This window comes from Baekduia sp., from assembly GCF_035318805.1.
Lineage (GTDB): Bacteria > Actinomycetota > Thermoleophilia > Solirubrobacterales > Solirubrobacteraceae > Baekduia.
Genome location: NZ_DATHDY010000026.1, coordinates 1 through 23,301, shown reverse-complemented (window position 1 = coordinate 23,301; position 23,301 = coordinate 1). Strand labels below are relative to the sequence as shown.

Sequence of the window (23,301 nt, the reverse complement as noted above, 5' to 3'; positions counted from 1 at the left end):
GGGACGTCGTCGAGGTCGCCGCGGTTGCGCTCGGGCAGGATCACGTCGGTGAGCCCCGCCGCGTGCGCGGCCAGCACCTTCTGCTTGAGCCCGCCGATCGGCAGCACGCGACCCTGGAGGGTCACCTCGCCGGTCATGCCGACCGTGTGCTTGACGGCGCGGCCGGTGAGCAGCGACGCGAGCGCGGTCGTCATCGTGATGCCGGCGCTCGGGCCGTCCTTCGGGATCGCGCCCGCCGGGACGTGCACGTGGAACTCGCGCTCCTCGAACAGGTCCGGGTCGATGCCGAGCTCCTCGGCGTGGGCGCGCACGAAGGTCAGCGCGATGCGCGTCGACTCCTTCATGACGTCACCCAGCTGGCCGGTGAGCTGCAGCCCGGGCTTGCTGGACTTCGTGGCGCTGGCCTCGATGAACAGCACGTCGCCGCCGGTGCCCGTGACGCTCAGGCCGGTCGCCACGCCGGGGACGGCGGTGCGCTGGGCCACGTCGTGGAACACCTTCTGGCGCCCGAGGGCGTCGCGGACGGCGTCGAGGTCGATCGCCACGGGCGGGGTGACGGTCTCGCTCGCGATCCGCGTCGCGGTCTTGCGCAGCAGCGTCCCGAGCTCGCGCTCGAGCTGGCGGACGCCCGCCTCGCGGGTGTACTCGCCCACGACCGTGCGCAGGATCCCGTCGTCGGCGCTGACCTCGTCCTCGCGCAGCCCGTTGCGCTCGCGCTGGCGCGGGAACAGGTAGTCGCGGGCGATGGAGACCTTCTCCTCGACGGTGTAGCCGTCGAAGCGGATGACCTCCATGCGGTCCAGCAGCGGGCCGGGGATCGTCTCGGCCTGGTTGGCCGTGGCGATGAAGACGACCTCGGACAGGTCGAGCTCCACGTCGAGGTAGTGATCGCGGAACGTCGAGTTCTGCGCCGGGTCCAGGACTTCGAGCAGGGCCGCGCTCGGGTCGCCGCGCCAGTCGGCGCCGACCTTGTCGACCTCGTCGAGCAGGATCACCGGGTTCATCGTCTTCGCGTCGCGCAGCGCGCGCACCATGCGGCCCGGCAGTGCGCCGATGTACGTGCGGCGGTGGCCGCGGATCTCGGCCTCGTCGCGGACGCCGCCGAGCGACATGCGGACGAACTCACGGCCCATGGCGCGCGCGATCGACTCGCCGATCGACGTCTTGCCGGTGCCGGGAGGGCCGATCAGCGTGAGGATGGCGCCGGAATTGGCGTTTCGCCGTCCGCGACTCGCAGGCTCGTCTCTCCCGGCGACGTCACCCATCCCGCGATCCTCCCGCAGCTTCTTGACGGCGACGTACTCGACGATGCGGTCCTTGACGTCGGACAGGCCGGCGTGGTCGGCGTCGAGCACCTCACGGGTGTGGACGGGGTCGAGCTGGTCCTCGGACCGCTGCGACCACGGCACGGAGATGAGCCAGTCGAGGTAGGTCCGGATGGTCTGGGCCTCGCCGGACTGCTCGCCGGAGCGCTCCAGGCGGTTGAGCTCGCGCTCGGCCTGCTCGCGCACCTCGTCGGGCATGCCCGCCTCGGCGATCTTGGTGCGGTAGTCCTCGCCGACGGTGGCGTCGTCCTCGCCGAGCTCGCGGCGGATCGACTCCATCTGCTTGCGCAGGACGTACTCGCGCTGCTGCTTGGCCGCGCCCGACTCGACGTCGTCGCGGATCTTGGCGCGCACCTGCAGCTCGGCCAGGCGCTCGCGCTGGCGGGTCAGGGCCAGCTCCAGGCGCGCGGTGACGTCGACGGACTCCAGCAGCTCGACCTTCTGCTCGAAGGTCAGGTCGGGGGAGTAGCCGGACGTGTCGGCCAGGGCGCCGGGCTCGGTGATGGCGCGCACCCAGGAGGAGATGCGGCCGTCGTCGCCGCGCAGCTCGAGGATCTCCTCGATCGTGGCGCGGTACTCGCGCTCGATGTCGCGCGTGCGTCCGTCGACGGGCACGTCGTCGACGCGCTCCTCGACCTCGACGCGCAGGCGCCCGGCGTGATCGGTGTGGGCCGCGCCGGCGATGCCGCGCGAGATGCCCTCGAGCATCGCGCCGTGGCCGCCGCCGGGAAGGCGGACGTGTTGGACGACCTTGGCGATGGTGCCGACCGAGGCGTACTCGCCCTCGTGCCGGGGGACGAGCAGGACGCGCTCGTCGGTGCCGGTGTCGACCGGCAGCGTCACGTCCATCGTGGGGAAGACGACGGTGTCGTCGAGGGGGATGAGGAGGAGAGAGGTCATGCGTGAAGATCCTTGAGTCCGCCAACCGTTGCGGATGCAACAGTAGCAAGTGATCTTAGCGCGTGGGGCGCAGATCTTCGCGGCGTTGGTGGTCGGCGGGCCCGCGTGACGTCGTCATCGCGACTCCGCTGCGCGCTCGCCTCGTGGGGGCGCGGGCGTTGAATGCTCGTATCGCGGCGCGGGCGGCGCGGGCTGCCGTGGCATCGATCCCGCGCTTAGCCGCTGCGCGCGAGTGCCGACATCACGCACCCCCGCCACGTCCACACGTCTCGGCCGACGCGTCGCTCCGCGGTGGCGGAGGAGGGCGCCGGGTCGCCCGTGGGCGTCGTGGAAAGCGCCGTCGTGGCGCGGGCGTCGTGAGCCGGCGCCGCCCCTGGCCTCGCCGGTCGTCCGCGGAGCGGGCGGCGGGGATCCGCGTCGGATAGACCCCGATACACGGGGTCTATCCAGCATGCATTGCGCGGCGCCGGCAATTCAGGCCCGAACGATCCCCGCGCGCGGCGCCGGCGTCGCGTCGCGACTCCCGATCGGCGTCGGGGCCGACGTGGGCCCGGATGCCGCGGCCACCCCGCGCCCAACAGGCCCACCCGGCAGTCCGAACAGCCCGAGCCCGCGGTGGGCCCGGATGCCGCGGCCACCCCGCGCCCAACAGGCCCACCCCGGCCCGCAGCGCTCGCGGAGACCGACCACGCGGGCGCACGACCGGTGGCGAGCGTCGCGGAGTGCCGCCCAGCCAACCCCGCCCGCGCCACGGCAAACCGCGCCGCCGGCCCCGCTACGACACCAGCGTCTTCTCCCGCTGCCGCTCCGGCGTGATGCGCACGACGTTCCAGGCCAGCCCGAGCTTCTCGAGGCCCGCGATCACCAGCGCGCTCGGGTCCATCGCCCGCTCCCAGGCCTTCAGCCCGTGTTGGGCCGAGCGGGGGAAGGTGTGGTGGTTGTGGTGCCAGGCCTCGCCGAACGAGGGCAGCGCCAGCCAGAAGACGTTGGTCGAGTGGTCGTCGACGTCGAAGCGCCGGGTGCCGAGGAAGTGGCAGATCGAGTTGATCGACCAGGTCACGTGATGCAGCAGGAAGATCCGGACGAAGCCGCCCCACAGCAGGCCGGTCAGCGCGCCCTTCAGCTCGCCGCCGGTCAGCGCGAAGCCGGCCGCGGCCGGGAGCGCCAGCGACACGAGCACGAGCCAGTGGAAGTTGTCGCTGATGCGCTTCATGCCGCGGTCCTCGACCAGGTCCTTGGCGTACCGGGCGCGGTTCTCGCCGCCCTGCTCGGTCAGGATCCAGCCGACGTGGGCGTGGAAGAGGCCGCGCAGCGTCCCGCCGATCCCGCCGCCGGCGAACCCGGCGTGCGGCGAGTGCGGATCGCCCTCCTCGTCGGTGTGCGCGTGGTGCTTGCGGTGGTCGGAGACCCACTGGATGACCGAGCCCTGCACGGCCAGCGACCCGAGGATGGCGAACGTCCGCTCCACCGCCGTCGAGGTCTGGAACGACCGGTGCGTGAGCATCCGATGGAAGCCGACCGTGATGCCGAGCCCGGTCAGCACGTACATCACGCCCAGCAGCGCGAGGTCGTGCCAGCCGACGATCCGGTTCCACAGCAGGACGACGGCGGCGAGGAAGGCCAGCAGCGGGAGGACGACCGCCGCGAGGTTGGTGTAGCGCTGAGCCCGCGTCATGACTAGAGGCTATTGCTCAACGAACGCCTCGGGTAGGCGGCGGATGACAACAACCGAGCGCGAATCTGTAGCCTCGTGACAAGTGCCCCCGCGTCTGCCGTCCGATCTCGCCGACGCCCTGCGTCCCGTCCTCCCGGGCCTGGCCGAGGAGATCATCACGGCCATCGGGCGGGAGGTGCCCGAGTACGCGCGCCCGCTGGAGGGGCCGTTCGGCCGCGGCCTGCGCGCGGGCGTCGAGCGGGCGCTGGGGCGGTTCGTCGAGACGCTGGTCGACCCGGCCGCCGACGACGGCGAGACGCGCGAGATCTACGTCGCGCTCGGCCGCGGCGAGATGCGCGCCGGCCGGTCGCTCGACGCGCTCCTGAGCGCGTACCGCCTCGGCGCGCGCATCGCGTGGGAGCGCTGCGTCGAGGCCGGCCAGACCGCGGGCCACGAGCCGGCGACGCTGTACCTCCTGGCCAGCGCGATCTTCTCCTACATCGACCGCATCTCGGCCGAGTCGGTCGAGGGCTACGCGACCGAGCAGTCCGCCGCGCTGGCCGAGCGCCAGCGCCGCCGCCGCGCGCTGGTGCGCGTGCTCGCCCGCGAGGACGCCGGCGCCGAGGAGGTGCGCGACCTCGCGCAGCTGGCCGTGTGGCCGCGCCCCGCGACGGTCGCCGGCTTCGTCGTGCGCGCCGAGGACGGCGACCGGCTCGCGTCGCGCCTGGGCGGCGAGGCGATCGTCGTCGCCGAGCAGGGCCTGGCGCTCGCCTTCGTCCCCGATCCGGACGCGCCCGGGCGCCACGCCGAGCTCACCACGGCGCTCGAGGGCGTGCCCGCCGCGCTGGGGCCGACCGTGCCGCTCGAGCGCGCCGCCGGGTCGCTCGCTCGGGCCCGCGCGGCGTTCGGCTTGCAGGAGGGCGGCGTGCTGCCGCCCTCGTGCCCGCTCGTCTGCGACGAGCACCTGCCGACGCTGCTGCTGCACGGCGACGGCGCGCTGGCCGCCGACCTCGCCGCCCGCGCGCTGGCGCCGCTGGACGACGTGCGCGACGGCACCCGAGCCCGGCTGACCGAGACGCTGGCCGCCTGGCTCGACGAGCCCGGGCAGGTCTCGCGCGTCGCGGAGCGCCTGCGTGTGCACCCCCAGACGGTGCGCTACCGGATGGCCCAGCTGCGCGAGCTGTTCGGCGACCGGCTCGACGACGCCGACGCGCGCTTCGAGCTCGCCCTCGCGCTCAGGGTGTCGATCGCGCCTACGGGCTGACCGTGCCGCGCGGAGCGGCGACGTCGACCACGAAGGTCACCTTGCCGCGCGCGACCGTCACGCCGACGCCCGCGTCGCGGTAGCGGCGCGAGAGCAGGATCCGCCGAGTGGGGCCGTCGGCCAGCCACGCCGTGACGCGTGCGGCCGGCCGCGACGAGCGCCCGATCGAGCGGCCGAGCGCCTCGCCGGCGTCGAACGCGCTGCGCGAGCCGCGGGCGTAGCCGGCGGCGGCCAGCCGGTCCTGCACCGTGCTGCCGCTCCGGCCGGCATGGCTCAGCGGGCGCCGTGGGTCGAGCGCGTCGGCGTAGCGCTGCGCGGCCCGGCGGGCGTGGATCTCGGCGCGCAGCGCCGGCAGGTCGCGCTCGGCCCGCGCGACGTTGATGAGGCACAGGACGGCGGCGCGGGCCGCGGCCTCCGTCGACGCGGTGGGGCGCCGGCCGGCGTCGGCGCACGCGATCGCCGGTGGCGCGGACTGCGCCGGCACCGCGGCGCTCGCCGCCGGAGGCGCCAGCAGCGCGGCGGCCAGCATGAAGGTCAAGGTCCTGCGGTGCACGCGGCCAACTCTCGCAGGAATGGTCGTGTGCGACCCTCACCGTTCGGGTGGGTCGCCGCGATCGCGGATCACTAGTGACCCGGGTCCCTACCGGACCGCGGGTACGAGCCCCTGGGCGAGTAGCCGCAAGGGAACCTGGCCCCCTGGGCCAGCGTTCCCCTAGGAGACTGTGTCGCTATCGCGACTGGGGACCCACCTCCGGCGGCGACGGCTGGCCATCGTGGGCCTCGGCCTCGCTGGCCGCCTACGGCACCCCTAGCCCTGATTCGGTCCGTCGATCCGCGCGCGGAGCATCGCGATCTCGGTGACGACGGCGCCCATGTAGGCGGAGCGGTAGGTCGCGATCTCGTCGTCGAGGTCGGCCATGTAGGAGCGATCGTGGTCCAGCCCGGCCTCGTGGGCGAGGACGCGCTCCTCGCCCAGCAGCATGAGGTGCTGACGGACTTCGCTGGCGTACATGGTCGTGATGTCAGTGGGCATGAGGATCGGTGTGGGGTCTACCCCGGGAGACGAACGTCTCACCTCGGGAGCTACGTTCATCCAACCGCATCAGATCCCTGCCTGGGCTGGGGAGGGCTCGTGTTTCGGCGTCGGGCTAGCCGTACGCCCGTACGGGGGGTCCCACGTACGTCGCGCCGTCGGCCGCGGTCCAGCGCACGCGCCACGTGCGGCCCGCACGCCAGCGCAGCCGCGCCGTCCAGGTGCCGGCGCCGTCGGTCGGGCGCGTGGTGCTGACCGCTGAGCGCGCGGCGCCGCGATCGCGGACGAGGACCTCGACGCGGGTCGCACCGCCGGCCGGGCGCACGAGCCCCCAGAGCAGTGCGGTCGCGCCCTGGCGGCGCACGGTCAGCGGCAGGCGGAACTCGTCGAGGCTCGGCTTCGCCTTGCCGCCGGCGGTCATCAGGCCCGACTGGAAGCCCGACAGCGCCGTGTCGTCGGTCAGCAGGTACTGCGCGGTCGCCGCGACGCGCGGGTCGGTGCGCAGCAGGCGCTCGGAGATCGAGCGGAACTCCGCCTGCTGAGCCAGCGGCACGCCGAGCAGCGTGTCGGGCGAGCTCTGCACGCCGTACTCGGTGACCCACACCGGCAGCGTTCGCCGCCCGGCGCGGTCCAGCGCCGTCTCCAGGCGCTTCATCACGCCGATCGTCACGTTGTCGCGGTCGGCCGGCACGTAGAACGGGCCGCGGCGGTTGGCGTAGGGATGGTGTGCCCAGCCGTCGATGCGCAGCTTCGCGCAGCGGTTGCAGAGCACGCCCCGCAGGAACTGCAGCGGCGGGACGGAGCGCTTGCGGTCGCCGCCCGGCGCGGTCTCGCCGGCGAGCATGGTGTCAGCGGCCTGCCCCGCGGCCTCCAGGCCGCGCACGCCGGCGAGGTGCAGCGCGCGATAGAGCGCTGGTGCCGCTGGCTTGCCGTTGACGTACTGCGGCCTGAGGAAGCGCGGGTGGTTGGGCTCGTTCCACAGGCCCCACGCGTCGACCGCCGCGCCGAAGCGCCGTCCAGCGGCGGTCGCGAATGCACCGAACTCCACAGTGTTAGGGCGCGTGACGCGATCGGCGTTCGCGCTCGCCCACCGCGGCGCCGGAGCGCTGAAGGTCACCAGTACGCGCCAGCCGCGCGCCTGCGCCGCGTCGACCAGTCGCCCGTAGGCGCCCCAGTCGTAGTTGGTGGGGTCGGTCGCGTCGAAGGCCGGGCGCCGCGTGTTGCCCGCGTCCGGCGCCACGGCGGCCCACACGAGCGTGACCCGCAGGGCGCGGACGCCGATCGCGTCGAGGCGGCGCAGCGTGGCCTCGCGCGTGCCGTCGGCCACGGCGGCGGTCCCGGCGTCGAAGTACATCGGCGCGCGGGTGGCGGCCTGGGCGGCGGGCGACGGGCCGGCGGCGCAGGCGAGCAGGAGGGCAGCGGCCAGCGCCACCCGGGTGAGGGCGTCTCGGAGCATGAGGAGGAGCGGCCCCGGCGCCGCTTCATCGGGAGGACTGGTGCGCCGGGGCCGTGTGAGGAGAACGGCCCTCGCGGCGAGGAAGTTGCGCAGAGCAGGGGCGCGGGCCGGCGACGCGAACACCGGGACGTGGCCACCCACGCGCACGGACTGCCCTACGAGGACTACGAGGACGAGCCGCGCTACGCCGAGGAGGACGGCTCCGCCGGCTGGTGGGAGCTGATCTCGCTGCTGGTGCTCGTCGTCGCCGGCGTCGGCCTGCCGGTCGTCGGCTGGCTCACCGGGCTGGCGATGGTCCACCAGTCGCACGCGTGGACGCGGCGCGACCTCTGGATCGCGGCCGTCGGCCCGTTGCCGGCGGTGGTGGCGGTGGTCGTCTGGTCGGCGGTCGACGGGCAGGCGCTGCCGCTGCACCTCGGGCCGCTGGGCGTGCTCATCCTGCTCGGCGGCGCGATCGCCGGCCTGCTCGGCGGCGCGTACCTGACGGTGCGCGCGTTCGTGCTGGCCTAGCGAACACTGGCCCAGAGGACCAGGTTCCCTTGCGGGTCCTCGCCCAGGGGGCGAAACCCGCGGCGGGTCAGGGACCCACGCTCCTAGCTATGGCAGCTCGGGCGCGGCCGAGGAGGGCTCCTTGAGGAGCCCCTGCGGCGGGCGGTCGCCGGGGGCGCGGCCGCGCTCGAAGCCGGCGGCGCGGTAGGCCTCGCCCTCGTCGAGCGTCTCGCGCTCCAGCAGCTCGTGCGCGAGGCTGTCGAGCCGCTCGCGGTGCTCGCGCAGCGTGTCGACCGCGCGGACGTAGCACTCCTCGACGATGCGCCGGACCTCGCGGTCGATGAGCTCGCGGGTGGCCTCGGAGGCCGGGTCGGCGGCCGGGTACTGCGGCTCGTCGGAGATGACCGACACGAGGCCGATCTCGTCCGACATGCCCCAGCGTCCGACCATCGACCGGGCGATGCGCGTGACCTGCTCCAGGTCGGACTCGGCGCCGGTGGTGACCGTGCCGTACACGATCTCCTCGGCCGCGCGGCCGCCCAGCGCGCCGGTGATGCGGCCCAGCAGGTAGGCGGTGTCGTAGCCGTAGCGGTCGCTCTCGGGCGACTGGAACGTCACGCCCAGGGCGCGCCCGCGCGGCACGATCGAGACCTTGCGCACGGGGTCGGCGCCCGGCTCGAGCATGCCCAGCAGCGCGTGGCCGCCCTCGTGGTAGGCGGTGCGCTCGCGCTCCTCGCGGCTGAGCGTGATGCGCCGCTCGGTGCCGAGGACGATCTTCTCGAACGAGTTGTAGAAGTCCGACGACTCGACTGCCGGGTGGCCGCGCTTGGCGGCCAGCAGCGCGGCCTCGTTGACGAGGTTGCGCAGGTCGGCGCCGACCATGCCCGGGGTCGTCGCGGCGATGGACTTGAGGTCGACGTCCTCGGCCAGCGGCACCGACCGCGTGTGGACCTCGAGGATCTTCTCGCGGCCCTGCACGTCGGGCGGGCTGACCGCGATGCGCCGGTCGAAGCGGCCGGGGCGCAGCAGCGCGGCGTCGAGGACGTCGGGGCGGTTGGTCGCCGCCAGGACGATGACGCCCTCCGAGCCGGTGAAGCCGTCCATCTCCGTGAGGATCTGGTTCAGCGTCTGCTCGCGCTCGTCATGGCCGCCGAGCCCCGCGCCGCCGCCGCGCTGGCGGCCGATGGCGTCGAGCTCGTCGATGAAGATGATGGACGGCGCCGCGGCCTTGGCCTGCGTGAACAGGTCGCGCACGCGGCTGGCGCCGACGCCGACGACCATCTCGATGAACTCCGACGCCGACATCGAGAAGAACGGCACGTCGGCCTCGCCCGCCACCGCGCGGGCCAGCAGCGTCTTGCCGGTGCCCGGCTGGCCGGAGAGCAGCACGCCCTTGGGGATCATCGCGCCGAGCGCCCGGTACTTGTCGGGGTTCTTGAGGAAGTCGACGATCTCCTCCAGCTCGTCCTCGGCGTCGTCGATGCCGGCGACGTCGGCGAACGTCGTGCGCGACACCTCGCCGACGTCGTAGCGCTTGGCGCGCGACCGGCCGAGGCCGCCGAGGCCGCCCATGCCACCGCTGGCGGCGGCACGGCGGGCGGCGAAGACGAAGATGCCGACCAGCAGCAGCGTCGGCCCGAAGAAGAGCAGCACGTCGGCCCAGAGCGAGCGGCCCTGGTCCAGCGCCTTGGCGGTGACGACGACGCCCTTCTGCTGCAGCTGGGTGAGCAGGGTGTCGTCGGACGGCGCGAACGCCGGCCGGAAGGTCGTGAACTTGGTGTCCGGCTTGTGGTCTGACTCCTGCGGGTCGACCTTCGTCTTGAACGTGCCCTGCAGGCTGTCGCCCTTGGCGAAGACGTCCTTGACGTTGTTGCGGTCGACCTGCGCGAGGAACTGCGTGTAGGGCACCTCGATGCGGTCCGGCTTGCTCGGGACCAGCGAGGCGAACAGGAAGTTCAGCGCCAGCAGGGCGACGACGAAGTAGAGGAAGCGCCGGCCTCCGGGAGGGCTTGGCATGCCCATCGGCCCCCGCTTCTTGGGCTCGGGCGCGCCCTCGACGCGCCACGGCGTCGGCTGGCGGTCGTCCCTGCGGCGGGGTGATTCGGGCTCTGGAGGCATCGTGCTCCAGCCGGAGTCTACGAAGCGCAGGGGTCGGCTCCGGATTCGCTCGCTCCCGAACGGTCACCCGGCACTGCGGACGTCGTCCAGATGTGCTTGTCTTTGGCGCTGAAACGCAACCAGCCGAATCCCGGCGGCACCGGCCGCAGGGAGCGGGGGAACCATTGGGTCCGAGCGATCGGGCCCCGGGGCGAATCGCCGTCATCGCACGGCGTAGCGCAGCTCTTGAGCGCGAGCCCGTCAGCTAACCCCGTAGGCGTGAAGAGCAAAGGAAGCACCCTTCGTGATCCACGACCTCGAACGCGCCTGCCAGGCGTCCCTGGAGCGCTCGCGCCTGCGCCGGCGCGCCATGGCGCAGCGGCTGGCCGTCGTGCGCCGCCGCCGCCGACGCTCGAGCAGCACCTCGGTCGCCGTCATCGGTGCCGTGCTGGCCCTCGGCGGGCCGCTCGCGCTGGCGCAGACCAGCGCGCAGGCGCCCGCGCCCACCACGCTCGCCGCCGGCTCGTCCGGCTCCTCCGTAACCGCCCTGCAGGCCGCCCTCGGCGTGTCGCAGACCGGCCGCTTCGGCACCGCCACGGCGCGTGCCGTGCGGAAGTTCCAGCGCGCGCACGGCCTGACGGTCGACGGCATCGTCGGCCCGCAGACCGCCGCGGCGCTCGGGCTGCCGTCGGCGCCGTCGGCCGGCGCAACCGCCGCCTCGACGGCGACGTCGGGCTCCGGCGCCTCCGGCGACGCGAGCTCCACCCTGGCCAAGATCGCCCAGTGCGAGTCCGGCGGCGACCCGACCGCGGTCTCCGCCGACGGGCACTACCGCGGCAAGTACCAGTTCACCCGCTCGACCTGGAAGCAGATGGGCGGCAGCGGCGATCCGGCCGCGGCGCCCGAAGCCGAGCAGGATCGCCTCGCCGCCGCGCTGCTGGCCGCGCAGGGCACGTCGCCCTGGCCGGTCTGCGGCGGCGGCGCCTAGGCCAGCGAGGCCGAGGCCCACGACGGCCAGCCGTCGCCGCCGGAGGTGGGTCCCCGGTCGCGACAGCGACAGAGTCTCTTGGCCGACAACCACCGTTGCAGCGGAAGCGTCGCCGTCGTGCGACGCTTCCGCGCGGTGACCCCGCCCGACCAGCTCTCGCTCACGCTCGGCCCGTACTTCTCCGTGGAGGTCGAGGACCGCTTCAGCGCGGGCCTCACGGGTCGGCACGATCGCAACTATGTGTCGCCGGCACAGCCGCGCGGCGACGCGCTCACGCTCGCCGCGCTCCTGCTCGACATGGGCGCCGACCTCGACGGCGACGGGCCCTGGCAGAAGGCGCTCGCCGGCGGCCGGCGGACCGTCCGGCTGGTCGCCGCGCCCGACCCCGCCTGAGCGGCCGCCGCGACGTGGCGCGCCCACGTCCGGTTTCGCGCTCAAGTTCCGCGGGTACTGGCCGATCACCGGAGAAGCGTCGGCGTTCCTCCTCCTCGCCCTCGTGACCTTCCTCACCGGAGCCCCCTGTGCCAGCAGGGGGCTTCGGCGTTTAACGCCGGCTGGAGCCGCTCACGACGGGCCGATCAGCCGGATCGTCAGCAGGCCCGCGGCCATCGCGGCGATGCCCAGCGGCACGCCGATGGCGGAGAACCGCCGGATCGACGGCCGGATGCCGGACGCCTGGGCGGCCCTGAACCACAGGTACGCCGACAGCGAGCCGGTGACGGCGAGGTTCGGCCCGAGGTTGAGGCCGAGCAGCAGCGCGCGCGGATGCGGTGGCGGAGCGGCCGACAGCAGCACCGCCGCCGGCAGGTTGTTGAGCCCGACCGCCGAGACCGCGCCGACGACGGTGGTCTCCCACGCCGAGGCACCGGCCAGCAGGTCGGTCGGTGCCGACCACGCCCGCCCGAGCAGGCCGAGCAGGACGCTGAGCGCGAACAGCGTCGCGAGCACGAGCGGCCCCACGGCCGCGACGGCGCCCGCCGTGCCGAGCCGGCCCTCCCGGATGCGGATCGCGACGGCGACGAGGCCGACCACCAGGACCGGGACGCCCGGATGCGGCAGCACGAGGACGAGCACGGCCGCGATCCCGCAGGCGATGGCGCCGAGCCGACGCGGGCCGCGAACGCCGGGGGAAGCACGATGGCCTGGGTCTGGGGTTGCGTGTGGGGTCAGACCCCGAGCGCGTCGCGCCGGCGGTGGTCCGTCGACCGGGGTGGTTGGGTCAGACCCCGGCCACGCCGCGACGCCCTCAACTCCACACGCAACCCCAGACCGCGCTGCCCGCCACCCCTGCACCACCACCAACCCCGCCGCCGTCACCGCCGCCGCCGCGAGCGCCGCCGGCAGGATCCGCCCCGCGAACGTCGCCCCGCCCACCGGCTCGTCGGCGAGCACGAGCAGGTTGGTGAGGTTGGCTCCGGGCAGCAGCAGCGACGACGCGTTGGCCATAAGAATCGACCCGTACAGGAACGGCTCCTCGTCGAGGCGCGCGCCGCGGGCGGCGCCGATCAGGATCGGCGTGAGGAACACGACGGCCGTGTCGAGGTTCAGCAGGGCCGTGACGATCGCGACCAGCAGCAGCGCCACGAGCAGCAGTCGCCGCGGGGCGGTCGTCACGCCGAGCAGCCGCGCGCTGGCCCAGCGGAAGAGGCCGTCGACGTCGGCGACCAGCCCGAGCAGCAGCAGGCCCGTGACCAGCAGGAAGGGGCCCTGGGCCTGGCCGGCCGCGTCGCGGGCCCGGGCGTCGAGCACGAACGCGACGACGGCCCCCGCCAGCACGGGCGCGGCGGCCAGCCGGAGCGCGAGCCTCCCGTCCACGGCGCGCAGGGTGCCCCGGCGGCGTGGGGCCTAGTCAGTCGAGCCCGAGCGTTCGCGCTCGGGATGGGTGACGGAACGATCTCAATCGAGCCCGAGCGTTCGCGCTCGGGACGGGTGACGGAACGATCTCAGTCGAGCCCGAGCGTTCGCGCCCAGATCGTCCAGAGCACGTCCACGCAGGCCGCCGGGTCCGCGTCGGGGTCGCGGCCGAGCATGTCCATCAGGAACACGCCGTTCATGAGGTTGAGCGCCCGCGTGGTGGCGCGCACGTCCGGCACCGGGCGGACGCGCCCGGCGGCGATCGCCTCTTCGAAGATCGCCGCCGTCAGGTCGATCGACCAGTCCTGGAAGCCGCGGTAGGCGCGCTCGACCTCGGCGTCGTGGCGCGCGGCGTCGTCGATCGCGCGCAGGATGGGACCGTGGCGGCGGAAGACCTCCACGGTGTGCTCCAGCACGCGGCGCAGGTACTCCGGCTCGGCCGGGTCGCCGGAGTCCACCAGCCCGGACCGCAGGTCCTCCAGCAGGCTGAGCACCAGCGCGCCGAGGCTGTCGAAGTGGCGGTAGAAGAGCGTGCGCGCCAGGCCGGCCTCGGCCATGACCGCGTCCACGCTGAGGTCGCGGTAGCTGCCGGCGACCAGCAGGCGCGCGGCGGCGTCGCGGATGCGGTCGCGCGCCTGCGCCTTGGGGATGCGCGCGGCGCGGCCGCCCATGGTCGCCGGTGTTGACACGGTGTCGCAAGTATGGCACCGTCGCTGTTGCGACACGGCGTCGCAACCCTGCTCCCCACACGCCCACACCATGAAGCCCATCTCCGTCAGCACCACCGTCGACCGCCCGCGCCAGGAGGTGTTCGAGCACCTCGACGTCCTCGCCAACCACCTTCCGTTCCTCGACCACTTCATGGTCGACGCACAGCTGAGCGGCCCGCCTTCGGGTGTCGGCGCGCACGTGCGCTTCCGGGCGCTCTCGCCGGGGCGCAGCGAGTGGATGGAGTCGACGGTGGCCGCCGTCGAGCCCGGCGTCAGCGTCGCCGAGGACACCGTCGGCGCCCGCGGTCGCCGCCGCCTGCGCGGGACCTACCGCCTCGCCGACGCGGGTCCCGACCGGCGCTCCACGCTCGTCACGTTCGAGCTCGTGACCGTCGACGCGCCGGCCGTCGAGCGCTTGGCCGCGCCGCTGGTGCGGCCGTGGCTGACCAAGCAGAACGCCAGGGCGCTCGCGCGGCTCAAGGAGCAGCTGGAGGGACGGGACGCCGCGACCGCCGCGGCCTGAACGCGGCGCCTGTCGCATACTGATGGGGGCCCGCGTGCGACCGTGCCGGCCCGCCACGATGCGTCCCCTCCTCCTTTCCGGCGCCGCCTGCGCCCTCCTGCTCGGCGCCTGCGGCGGCGGCGACCGCCCCGCCGCGACGCCGGCGGCCGTCCGCGTCGCCGTGACCGAGCCGGGCGACCTGGGCGCCGTACGCGACGCCAGCGTCCGGGTGCGCGGGACCGTGCGCCCGGCGACGGCCACGGTGACGGTCCGCGGCGCGCGCGCGAGCGTGTCGGGCGGAGCGTGGACCGCGGACGTCGACCTCGAGCCGGGCGTCAACCTCGTCGACGTGCTGGCCAGCGCGGGCCGCGCCAAGCCCGCGCTGACCGTGGTTCGCGTGCGCCGCCTGATCGAGGTCCAGGTGCCCGACCTCGTCGGGGACACGGTCGACGAGGCCCGCGGGCAGCTCGGCGACCGCGGGCTGAAGGGTGAGTTCCAGCAGTCCGGTGGCGGCTTCTTCGACGAGCTGCTGGGCGGCAAGCCGAAGGTCTGCGCGACCGACCCGGCCGCCGGCGCCCAGGTCGACCCCGGCGCGACCGTGCAGGTGACGGTCGCGCGGCGTTGCTGATGAGCTAGGGGAACACTGGCCCAGAGGGCCAGGTTCCCTTGCGGGTCTTCGCCCAGGGGGCGAAACCCGCGGCGGTTAGCGACCCGCGCTCCTAGGGGTGCCGTAGGCGACGGCCAGCCGTCGCCGCCGGAGGTGGGTCCCAGTCGCGATAGCAACACAGTCTCCTACGCGCGCGGCTCGGTGGCGATCAGGTCGATCGCCGGCTTGCCGTTGCGGCGCACGACGCCGAGGACGATCCGGCCCGTGATGGGCGCGGCGCCGTCACGGGTCACGGTGTAGCGACCCTCCGCGCGGCCGACGCGTCCACCGGTGACCGTCAGGTCGCTCAAGGCGTACTCCTTGACCTTGTCGGCGGCGAACTGGCGGTGGTACTCGCCCACCACCTGCGGGCGCCCGCTCTGGACGTCGCTCGGGCTGAAGCGGCGCACGGCCGGCGTGAGGAGGCGGCGCAGGGCCGTGTCGTCCTCGTTGGTGTAGGCGTCGGCGAAGGATTCCGCGACCGACCGGACCTCGCCGCCGCCCAGCGGACCGGTGGGCGTGCCGTCGCCACCACCGGCCCAGCGCACGACCAGGATCGCCGGCAGGGCGAGCACGACCACGGTGGCGCCGAGCGCGAGCTTGCGGCCCCGGCCTCGCTGGACCTTGACCGCCGCCGGGCGCGTGGGACCGGTCGTAGGCCGGGCCTGCGCCGCGCCGTTGGCGCGCAGCCCGTGCGCGCCCGCGTGCTCGGTCGCGGGCCCCGCGGGCGCCAGCGCGGTGGCCGTCGCGCCCGCCGCGACGATCGCGGTCGCGGCGGCCGCCGGGGCGATGCGGGTCGGCTCGGCCTGCTCGGGCGTGGCGGCGCCGGTGGCGACGCTGCCGCGGCCCGTCGAGACGTGCTCGCCCGCCGCGGCCGCGCGCGCCGCGCGACCCAGGTCGCCCGCCGACGGGAAGCGACCGGCCGGCTCCTTGGCCAGCGCCCGGGCCAGCACCGAGTCGAACGCCGCCGGGACGCCGAGCGTGTCGGACGGCCGCGGCGGCGGGTCGTGCAGGTGCGCCGTGATCGTGACCGGGACGGTGTCGCGCCGGAACGGCGGCGTGCCGGTCAGCGCGGTGAAGAGCACGCAGCCGAGCGCGTAGACGTCAGCCCGCGCGTCGGTCGGCTCGCCGCACAGGTGCTCGGGCGCCATGAAGTCGACGGTGCCGATCCAGTTGCCGCTGTCGGTGATCCGCGTCTCGGAGGACTGGACGCGCGTGATCCCGAAGTCGCTCAGGTACGCGTGATCGCCGGCGATGAGGATGTTGGCGGGCTTGACGTCGCGGTGCACGAGCCCGGCGGCGTGCGCGGCGTCCAGGGCGTCGCCGACCTGGGCGACGACCGACGCGGCGCGCGCGGGCGCCAGGCGGCCCTCGCGGCGCAGCAGCGCGTGCAGGTCCGTCCCCGGCACGTAGCGCATGACGAGGTAGAGGTGGCCGTCCTCCTCGCCCGCGGCGTACACCGGCACGACGTTGGGGTGCTCGATGGACGCCGTCATCCGCGCCTCGCGCTCGAACCGCTCGCGCACGTCGGGGTCCGACGCCTGCTCGGTGGCGATCAGCTTGAGCGCGACGGGACGCCCGAGCCGCAGCTCGGTCGCCCGGTAGATGACGCCCATCCCGCCGCGTCCGAGGACGCCCTCGATGCGGCAGCCGGCGAACTCGCTGCCTGTCTCGAGGTCGGCCATGCCCCTCTATTCTGCCGCGTGTGCGGCCGCAGGCTCCCGACGACCTGGAGGGGTGCCGTAGGCGGCCAGCGAGGCCGAGGCCCACGACGGCCAGCCGTCGCCGCCGGAGGTGGGTCCCCAGTCGCGATAGCGCTAGTAGATCAGCGAGATCGTGCGTCCTCCCGTGCGAAGCTGCGCCTTGACCAGATTGGGGCCATCGCTGCGCGCCCAGTCGAGGTGCAGCGTGAGCTGCGAGTCTCCGGCTGGCACATCACCTTCGACGAGGGTGACCCGGTTGGGACGGAGCCCGTAGCGGAGCGCTCCGATCGTCGCATGCTGTTTCCGCGCGGTCCCGTGGAAAAAGAGGCGGACCCTCCCCGGTTGATCGAGCCAGAAGGCCATCTGCAGCGCCGGGGTGCAGCGGCGTGCCGCGGACGTCGATCGCCTCACGATGCCATCGACGATGGCGAAATCGGGCGGCGCTGGACGATCGCACGGCAGCTCGAGCCGCGACACGAGTCGAGGCGAGCTGGTGGGCTCGGTCTCGACCACCCGACCGCCCAGTGTGTCCTGTGCCACCGTGTGCTCCCCGTAAAAGCGCCACCGATCGACCGTGTCGAGCAGGAGCAGTCGATGAGGAGTCGCGCCGCAGGCGACCCCGAACGAGATCGTGCCACCGGCCTGGACGTGATACTCACAGGCATTGCCCAGCAGTTGCTGGCCCTGAGCCGGGATCCCAGTCAGCCAGAACTGCTGCGCGATATGCGGGCTGTAGTAGTCAAGGAGCGAGAGCCCGCGCGCGCTGCGGCTACCGGCGAGGAAGGCCACAGGCCCATTGGCGCGGTCCAGCCAGGCCTTGTCCTCGGGAAGATATGAGCGGATGCGGGCTGACGTGGTGATCACGTGACGCCAGGACAGGACGTCTTGGACGACCAGCACAGCGAACGTGATCACGACGGTCGACGCCCAGGACGCGGCGGTCGTGGGGGTGCGTGCTGCGGCCCACAAGCCGACCACCGCGACCGCGACCGCGCTCGCGAGAGCCACCGAAGGCCCGAGGTGCGTCACGGTTCTGACTGCCTCGGTCGTGGACCATGTTGCCGCTTCGATCACGACGAGCTGATGCTCAGGCATCTGAAGGAGCACGACGGCGAGCATTCCGCCGACGGTCAGCGCAGCTGCACGTGAGATCCGTTGCCGCGAAACGGCGACAACCATCAGGGTGAACATGAGCGGGAGGACGTAGTCGACGTACCGCTCGATCCCATTCCCAACCGAGGGGGCTGCGGCCAGATACGCCCCGCTTTGCAGGGCCAAGGCGCCTGTGACGAGGCAGGACATGGTCAACAGCGGACCGATGTCGTCATGGCGCCAGGCCGGTCGGGAAAGGGCGAACGTCCCAGTCAACAATGCCGGCAGGAACCCCGAAAGGATGACGAGCTCCGTCAGCTGAAGGCCGGTCTTGCTCAGCACGAGCTCCCGCGGTGGCACCGAGTGGCCGAACAGAGGGCCGTAGTCCCCGGCCGCCGACGGCAGGGCAAACACGGCGAGCAGCAGCATGAGCGTCACGGACCCCGAGGCGACCAAGAACCGGCGGTGGGCGGCCAGCCGCTGTCGCCGGTGCCCCGACGATCTGAGGGCGTCGAGCGCGATGGCCAGTGGCATGACCGGTATGAGCACGATCAGCTGCGGGCGCGCCCATATGGCGAGCAGCGTGAAGCCCAGCGCGCCCCGCCATAGCCGGCTTCCGGGTCTGCGCAGCGCGGCGACCGTGCAGCAGAGAGCGGCGGTCGAGAGCGGGAGGGCGAGGGCCTCGGTGAGTGTGAAGGCGCTGGTCAGCATCCAGGTTCCGGCGACCGACAGCGCTGCCGGCGCCAGGGCGCGACGCGGGCCGACGAGGGTCCGGGCGAGCAACCACACCGGGACGACCTGGCTGCAGAGCGCCAGCGTGCCGAGGATCGTCGATGCCTCGCGCGCCTGGACGGCGGAGTGAAACAGCCACCAGGCCGGGGCGATGAAGTACACGTAGAGCGCGGCGGTCTGGTCGACGTGTTGGCTATGGCCCGTCCCGCGCCAGACGAACCCGTGCCCGTGCACCAGCGACCGAGCGAGCTGGGAGTACCGGGCCTCGTCCGGGAAGATGAACGGGACCTCCACCTGCCGTCCGAGCACGAGGTAGAGCCCGACTGCCACGGCGTAGAGCGTCGCCACGGCGGAGGGTCGGCCGAGCCAGGCGCCGAAGCGGCGATCGCCCGTGCCGGCGGCGACGGCTTCTGGGACGGCTGAGGACGGTTCGGTGGCGTGCGCCATGACGGGGCCGATCGAAAGGCCACGACGCCCCCACCGAAGGGAGACATGGATCGCCGCGCAGCCTGACCGGCGACAGCCGTCGAGGCCAGAGCCAACCGGCCCGATGTAGATCCGCTGCACGCCGGACGTCCGGTAGGTCCTCGCAAGCGAGAACATGGTCTTGAGCCGGTTGGCCGCGCGTCGTGCTGCACGGGCGTGCACGATCGCTACTCACGCCGATCGCGAACTTGCGTCGACCAATCGCGGCCGGCCCTGCACGATGGTTCGCATGACCACCTCCTCCTCCTCCGTCCTCCAGGTCGGCGACGACACGTTCGCCGCGGAGGTCCTCGAGTCCGACGTTCCCGTCCTCGTCGACTTCTGGGCCGCCTGGTGCGGCCCATGCCGCGCCATGCACCCGATCCTCGACCAGCTCGCCGCCGAGCGCGACGACCTGCGCGTCGTCGGCCTCGACGTCGAGGCCCATCAGGTGACCGCGGCCCGCTACGGCGTGCTCTCGATGCCGACGTTCCTCGTCTTCCGCCACGGCGAGCCGATCCTCCAGCTCGTCGGCTCGCGCCCACGGCGGCGGTTGGAGCAGGAGTTGGCCGCGGTCCTCTAGACCCCGCCGGCGCCCAGGGTCGCGCGCAGGTGCTCGTGGAGCAGGCGCGCGACCGGCGCCAGCCCGGCGCGGCGGCTCAGCAGCGACAGCGCGTGGCGGGCCAGCGGGGCGGCGGGCGCCGCGACCCCGACCTCCGGCCCCGGCACCGCCAGCCACGACGCGGGCACGAGGCTCACGCCCAGGCCGGCGCCGACGAGGAAGCGCACCGCCGTCGGCTCGCCCACCTCGAAGAGCGGGACCGGGCCGAAGCCCTGCTCCGCGCATGCGGCGAGGACCGACTCGCGCAGCGCGGTCCCCGGCTCGCCGAGCACGAACGAGCGGTCCCGCACGTCCCAGAGCCGGACGCCGGTCGCGCCGGCCAGCGGGTCGTCGGGCGCGACCAGCAGGACCAGCGGCTCGTCTCCCAGCGCCACGGCGTCGAGCTCGTCGCCGAGCGCGCCGGCGCCCGCCGCGCCGCCCGGCAGCGCCGCGACCGCCACGTCGACCGAGCCCTTGGCCACCAGCTCGACGACCTCGCCCGGCGCGCCCTGGCGCAGCGCGATCCGCACGCCCGGATGCTCGGCGCCGAACCGCGCCAGCGCGGGCGCCAGGCGCAACGCGTCGCCCGTCGTCGCCGCGGCCCGAACGCCACCGCGCAGCGTGCCTGCGTGCTCGTCCATCGCCGCCCGGGCGCCGGCGACGTCGGCGAGGATCGCCTCGGCGCGCGCCAGGAGCTCCTCGCCCGCGGGGGTCACCTCGACGCCGCGCGGCGTTCTCCGCAGCAGCGCGAGCCCCAGCTCGGCCTCCAGCCGTCGCACCTGCTGCGAGACCGCCGACTGCGTGACGTAGAGGTCCTCGGCGGCGCGGCGGAAGTGCCGGTGGCGCGCAACGGCGGCGAAGTACTCGAGCTGTCGCAGGTCCATTGCGGTGCATTCTGACCGGCGTTCGGCGGAAGGGCCGTCGGAGGCCCACTAGCGTGAGGCGCATGGCCGCCACCGACGTCCAGCTCCTGGAAGGGCTCGTCCACGACGTGCTCAGCGAGCAGTGCGGCACCGAGTTCGCCGACGCCGTCCAGTGGCTCCACGCCACGGCGGCCCGGGTCCGCCAGGGCGACGAGGGGGCGGCGAGCGCGCTCTTCGACCGCCTCCACGAGCTGCCCGAGGACGGGCTGGAGCCGATCATCCGCGCCTGCTCGCTGCAGCTCCAGCTCGCCAACATCGCCGAGGAGCGCGAGCGGCTGCGCCGCCGGCGCGGGTACGACGTCGAGGGGGCGCGGCAGCGCGAGTCGCTCGCCGAGACCGCCCAGCTGCTGGCCGACCACGACGTCGACAACGCCCGCGCGCTCCAGGACCTGCACGTCGAGCTCGTCCTCACCGCCCACCCGACCGAGGCCGCCCGCCGCTCGGTGCTCGACCACCAGTGGGAGATCTCCGAGCTGCTGGACCGCGTGGAGGACCCGCGCACCGGCCAGTCCCGGCGTCAGGTGCTGCTCTCGGAGCTGCGCGAGGTCCTGACGGTGTGGTGGCAGACCGACGAGGTCCGCCGCGCGCGGCCCCACGTCGAGGACGAGGTGCGCCGCACGCTCTACGTCTTCGAGTCGGTGCTCTACGACGCGGTGCCCGCCGTGCTCGACGAGCTGGAGCGGGACCTCGCGCCGCTGCCCGCGGCCCCCGTGCTGGAGTTCGCCTCGTGGCCGGGCGGCGACATGGACGGCCATCCCGAGGTCGGCGCCGACACCGTCACCCGGACGATCGAGCTGCACCGCCGCGCCGCGCTCGGGCTCCTGCGCCGCCGCGTCGCCCGGCTGGCGGGCCGCTTCGCGCACTCCGAGCGGCGGCTCGAGGTCAGCCCGGAGCTCCAGGCGTCGCTGGACCGCGACGCGGCGGAGCTGCCGACCGCCGACGTCCTCGGCCGGCCGCACCAGGCGTGGGAGCCGCTGCGAACCAAGTTGGGGTTCATCGAGCACCGGCTGCGCAACACGCTCGCGGCCCGCGGCGGCGAGCCCGGCTACGACAACCCGGCCCAGCTGCGGGCCGACCTCGAGCTCGTCGCCGGCTCGCTGGGCTCCGCGCACGTCGCCGCCGGCGCGATCCGGCGCCTGCTGCGCCAGGTCGACATCTTCGGCTTCCACCTCGCGGGGCTCGACCTGCGCCAGAACGCGACGGTCATCGACGCCGCGGTCGAGGCGCTGCTGCCCGGCTACGCCAACGCCGCCGAGGCCGAGCGCCAGGCGCTCCTGGCCGACGCCATCGCCGCGGGCCGCATCGGCCTGGAGCGCCGCCCGCCCGGCACCGCCGGCGAGCTGGTCGCCGCGCTGGACGCCGCGGCGCTGGCGGCCGAGGCCTACGGCCCGGAGGTGGTCCGCTGCCTGATCGTCTCGATGACCGAGAAGCCATCGCACGTCCTCGGCGCCCGCTGGCTGGCGGAGCGTGCGGCGCGCCGCACGCCCGGCAACCAGGACGCGCTCGACCTGCGCTTCGTCCCGCTCTTCGAGACCCTCGACGACCTCGGGCGCGCCCCCGAGACGATGGCCGCGCTCTACGCCTCGGCGCCCTACCGCGCGCTGCTGCGCGAGCAGGGCGACCGCCAGGTGATCATGTTGGGGTACTCGGACTCGGGCAAGGACGGGTCCTTCGTCGCCAGCCAGTGGGCGTTGCGCGGCGCCCAGCAGGAGCTCGCCCGCCAGGCCGCCGACAACGGCCTCGAGCTCGAGCTCTTCCACGGCCGCGGCGGCTCGACCTCGCGCGGCGGCGGGCCGACCTACCGCGCGATCGTCGCGCAGCCGACCGGCTCGCTGCACGGCCGCATCCGCATCACCGAGCAGGGCGAGACGATCTCCGCGCGCTACGGGCACCCGGAGCTGGCCGAGCGCTCGCTGGAGCAGACGCTGAGCGCGGTGCTGCTGGCCTCGAACGTCGCCCGGCCGCCCGCGCCGGAGGACTGGCGCGCCGAGATCGACCGCATGGCGCGCCGCTCGCGCGAGACCTACCGCGCCCTGGTCTACGACGATCCCGACTTCGCGCGCTTCTTCTTCCAGATCACGCCGATCGAGGCGCTGAGCGAGCTCAACATCGGCTCGCGCCCGCCGTCGCGCGGCGGCGACGGATCGATCGAGTCGCTGCGGGCGATCCCGTGGGTGTTCGCGTGGACGCAGAACCGCATCCTGCTGCCCTCGTGGTACGGGGCCGGCACCGCGCTGGCCGAGGGCGACCTCGACCTCCAGCGCGCGATGCACGCCGACTGGCCGTTCTTCGCGACGATGATCTCCACCCTGGAGATGGCGTTGTTCAAGACCGACCTCGGCGTCGCCGAGCGCTACCTGGAGCTGGTCGACGCCGACCTGCGCGAGCACTTCTGGCCGCAGATCGCCGCCGAGCACGAGCGGGTCAGGGACCGCGTGCTGGCGATCACCGGGACGACGCGGCTGCTGGCCGGGGCGCCCGAGCTGCAGGAGCGCCTCGCCCATCGCGACCCATGGGTCGACCCGCTCTCGCACCTCCAGGTCGAGCTGCTGCGCCGCACGCGGGCCGACCCGAGCGTGGATCGCCAGGCGCTGCTGGGCACCGTGACCGGGATCGCCTTCGGGCTGCGCAACACGGGCTGAGCGGCGCGGCGGTCGCGCCCAGGGCGCGACGCGCCGTGCGGAAGCGCGGGGCGCGCCTAAGAACCTCTTTCAGAATCAGCGTGTGGGCTGAGCGGCGCGCATTCGTGGATGCCGCAGGCCCTGGCCGCGGTGAGTCGTGCTGGTGGCCCGGCGATCCGCGGCCGGGGACTGCGGCGCCGCGAGGCGCCCCGCTCCGACCGTGCTCTTTCTGAAAGCGGTTCTAAG

19 protein-coding genes and 1 riboswitch are annotated in these 23,301 nt (G+C 74.0%); of the genes, 8 read left to right on the top strand and 11 right to left on the bottom strand.

The genetic code is table 11. The annotated features are described in order from the left end of the window. A partial coding sequence (lon, locus tag VK501_RS06510) for an endopeptidase La (protein WP_324335836.1) occupies window positions 1-2,225 on the bottom strand: 2,225 nt, incomplete at its 3' end. Between the two features lie 775 nt (window positions 2,226-3,000). Continuing rightward, window positions 3,001-3,900: an acyl-CoA desaturase gene (locus VK501_RS06505; protein ID WP_324335834.1), complete on the bottom strand. Its 900-nt coding sequence runs from the start codon at window positions 3,898-3,900 to the stop codon at window positions 3,001-3,003. Window positions 3,901-3,982: 82 nt separating this feature from the next. Between VK501_RS06505 and VK501_RS06500 the strand changes: the two genes are divergently transcribed. Beyond that, a complete protein-coding gene (locus VK501_RS06500; protein ID WP_324335832.1) occupies window positions 3,983-5,143 on the top strand; it encodes a helix-turn-helix domain-containing protein in 1,161 nt (386 codons plus the stop codon). Here VK501_RS06500 and VK501_RS06495 read toward each other — a convergent pair. The 3 genes from VK501_RS06495 to VK501_RS06485 all read right to left on the bottom strand — a co-directional run bounded on the left by VK501_RS06495 (window position 5,133) and on the right by VK501_RS06485 (window position 7,632). Further along, window positions 5,133-5,696 carry a CAP domain-containing protein gene (locus VK501_RS06495; protein WP_324335830.1) on the bottom strand — a complete coding sequence of 188 codons (564 nt, stop codon included), beginning with the start codon at window positions 5,694-5,696 and terminating at the stop codon, window positions 5,133-5,135. The two genes, VK501_RS06500 and VK501_RS06495, sit on opposite strands and share 11 nt — an antisense overlap. A 255-nt stretch (window positions 5,697-5,951) precedes the next feature. Continuing rightward, window positions 5,952-6,176, bottom strand: a complete 225-nt coding sequence (locus tag VK501_RS06490) for a hypothetical protein (RefSeq protein WP_324335828.1) — start codon at window positions 6,174-6,176, stop codon at window positions 5,952-5,954. A 115-nt stretch (window positions 6,177-6,291) separates the two neighbouring features. Further along, window positions 6,292-7,632, bottom strand: coding sequence for a hypothetical protein (locus tag VK501_RS06485; protein WP_324335826.1), 1,341 nt, complete (start codon window positions 7,630-7,632; stop codon window positions 6,292-6,294). Between the two features lie 129 nt (window positions 7,633-7,761). On the opposite strand from VK501_RS06485, the gene VK501_RS06480 reads away from it, so the two are divergent. Next, on the top strand, window positions 7,762-8,142 hold the full coding sequence (locus VK501_RS06480; RefSeq protein WP_324335824.1) for a hypothetical protein: 381 nt from the start codon (window positions 7,762-7,764) through the stop codon (window positions 8,140-8,142). An 87-nt stretch (window positions 8,143-8,229) separates the two neighbouring features. Here VK501_RS06480 and ftsH read toward each other — a convergent pair whose 3' ends face one another. After that, complete coding sequence (gene ftsH / locus VK501_RS06475; protein ID WP_349260982.1) at window positions 8,230-10,239, bottom strand: ATP-dependent zinc metalloprotease FtsH; 2,010 nt, start codon at window positions 10,237-10,239, stop codon at window positions 8,230-8,232. A 111-nt stretch (window positions 10,240-10,350) separates the two neighbouring features. Further along, window positions 10,351-10,512: riboswitch (cyclic di-AMP (ydaO/yuaA leader) on the top strand. 10 nt (window positions 10,513-10,522) lie between these two features. On the opposite strand from ftsH, the gene VK501_RS06470 reads away from it, so the two are divergent. Together VK501_RS06470 and VK501_RS06465 are read left to right on the top strand one after the other, a co-directional pair. Continuing rightward, complete coding sequence (locus VK501_RS06470) at window positions 10,523-11,206, top strand: transglycosylase family protein (RefSeq protein ID WP_324335820.1); 684 nt, start codon at window positions 10,523-10,525, stop codon at window positions 11,204-11,206. Window positions 11,207-11,323: 117 nt separating this feature from the next. Further along, window positions 11,324-11,599 (top strand): hypothetical protein, encoded by a 276-nt coding sequence (locus VK501_RS06465; RefSeq protein ID WP_324335818.1) that lies wholly within the window; start codon window positions 11,324-11,326, stop codon window positions 11,597-11,599. A 171-nt stretch (window positions 11,600-11,770) separates the two neighbouring features. Here VK501_RS06465 and VK501_RS06460 read toward each other — a convergent pair whose 3' ends face one another. Next, window positions 11,771-13,021: an SLC13 family permease gene (locus VK501_RS06460; protein WP_324335816.1), complete on the bottom strand. Its 1,251-nt coding sequence runs from the start codon at window positions 13,019-13,021 to the stop codon at window positions 11,771-11,773. Window positions 13,022-13,149: 128 nt separating this feature from the next. Next, window positions 13,150-13,749 (bottom strand): TetR/AcrR family transcriptional regulator, encoded by a 600-nt coding sequence (locus tag VK501_RS06455; protein ID WP_324335814.1) that lies wholly within the window; start codon window positions 13,747-13,749, stop codon window positions 13,150-13,152. A gap of 70 nt (window positions 13,750-13,819) precedes the next feature. Here VK501_RS06455 and VK501_RS06450 point away from each other — a divergent pair, with 70 nt between their 5' ends. Further along, complete coding sequence (locus VK501_RS06450) at window positions 13,820-14,293, top strand: SRPBCC family protein (RefSeq protein ID WP_324335813.1); 474 nt, start codon at window positions 13,820-13,822, stop codon at window positions 14,291-14,293. A gap of 58 nt (window positions 14,294-14,351) precedes the next feature. Beyond that, on the top strand, window positions 14,352-14,900 hold the full coding sequence (locus VK501_RS06445) for a PASTA domain-containing protein (protein ID WP_324335811.1): 549 nt from the start codon (window positions 14,352-14,354) through the stop codon (window positions 14,898-14,900). A 164-nt stretch (window positions 14,901-15,064) separates the two neighbouring features. Here the strand turns inward: VK501_RS06445 and VK501_RS06440 are convergent, their stop codons facing one another. Continuing rightward, entirely contained in the window at window positions 15,065-16,603 is a 1,539-nt protein-coding gene (locus tag VK501_RS06440) for a serine/threonine-protein kinase (protein WP_324335809.1), read from the bottom strand. 132 nt (window positions 16,604-16,735) lie between these two features. After that, a complete protein-coding gene (locus VK501_RS06435; RefSeq protein ID WP_324335807.1) occupies window positions 16,736-18,892 on the bottom strand; it encodes a hypothetical protein in 2,157 nt (718 codons plus the stop codon). Between the two features lie 268 nt (window positions 18,893-19,160). On the opposite strand from VK501_RS06435, the gene trxA reads away from it, so the two are divergent. Beyond that, on the top strand, window positions 19,161-19,493 hold the full coding sequence (trxA, locus tag VK501_RS06430) for a thioredoxin (RefSeq protein WP_324335805.1): 333 nt from the start codon (window positions 19,161-19,163) through the stop codon (window positions 19,491-19,493). Here trxA and VK501_RS06425 read toward each other — a convergent pair. After that, window positions 19,490-20,395, bottom strand: coding sequence for a LysR family transcriptional regulator (locus tag VK501_RS06425; RefSeq protein WP_324335803.1), 906 nt, complete (start codon window positions 20,393-20,395; stop codon window positions 19,490-19,492). The genes trxA and VK501_RS06425 overlap by 4 nt on opposite strands. 62 nt (window positions 20,396-20,457) lie before the next feature. Here VK501_RS06425 and ppc point away from each other — a divergent pair, with 62 nt between their 5' ends. After that, window positions 20,458-23,076, top strand: coding sequence for a phosphoenolpyruvate carboxylase (ppc, locus tag VK501_RS06420; RefSeq protein WP_324335801.1), 2,619 nt, complete (start codon window positions 20,458-20,460; stop codon window positions 23,074-23,076). Window positions 23,077-23,301 lie beyond the last annotated feature (225 nt).

What these genes read in the sequence shown, in the direction of transcription:
- ppc (WP_324335801.1), top strand. Translation starts at nt 20,458, where the DNA reads ATGGCCGCCACCGACGTCCAGCTCCTGGAAGGGCTCGTCCACGACGTG.
- VK501_RS06490 (WP_324335828.1), bottom strand. Translation starts at nt 6,176, where the DNA reads ATGCCCACTGACATCACGACCATGTACGCCAGCGAAGTCCGTCAGCAC.
- VK501_RS06445 (WP_324335811.1), top strand. Translation starts at nt 14,352, where the DNA reads ATGCGTCCCCTCCTCCTTTCCGGCGCCGCCTGCGCCCTCCTGCTCGGC.
- VK501_RS06440 (WP_324335809.1), bottom strand. Translation starts at nt 16,603, where the DNA reads ATGGCCGACCTCGAGACAGGCAGCGAGTTCGCCGGCTGCCGCATCGAG.
- VK501_RS06450 (WP_324335813.1), top strand. Translation starts at nt 13,820, where the DNA reads ATGAAGCCCATCTCCGTCAGCACCACCGTCGACCGCCCGCGCCAGGAG.
- ftsH (WP_349260982.1), bottom strand. Translation starts at nt 10,239, where the DNA reads ATGCCTCCAGAGCCCGAATCACCCCGCCGCAGGGACGACCGCCAGCCG.
- VK501_RS06485 (WP_324335826.1), bottom strand. Translation starts at nt 7,632, where the DNA reads ATGCTCCGAGACGCCCTCACCCGGGTGGCGCTGGCCGCTGCCCTCCTG.
- VK501_RS06505 (WP_324335834.1), bottom strand. Translation starts at nt 3,900, where the DNA reads ATGACGCGGGCTCAGCGCTACACCAACCTCGCGGCGGTCGTCCTCCCG.
- VK501_RS06435 (WP_324335807.1), bottom strand. Translation starts at nt 18,892, where the DNA reads ATGGCGCACGCCACCGAACCGTCCTCAGCCGTCCCAGAAGCCGTCGCC.
- trxA (WP_324335805.1), top strand. Translation starts at nt 19,161, where the DNA reads ATGACCACCTCCTCCTCCTCCGTCCTCCAGGTCGGCGACGACACGTTC.
- VK501_RS06425 (WP_324335803.1), bottom strand. Translation starts at nt 20,395, where the DNA reads ATGGACCTGCGACAGCTCGAGTACTTCGCCGCCGTTGCGCGCCACCGG.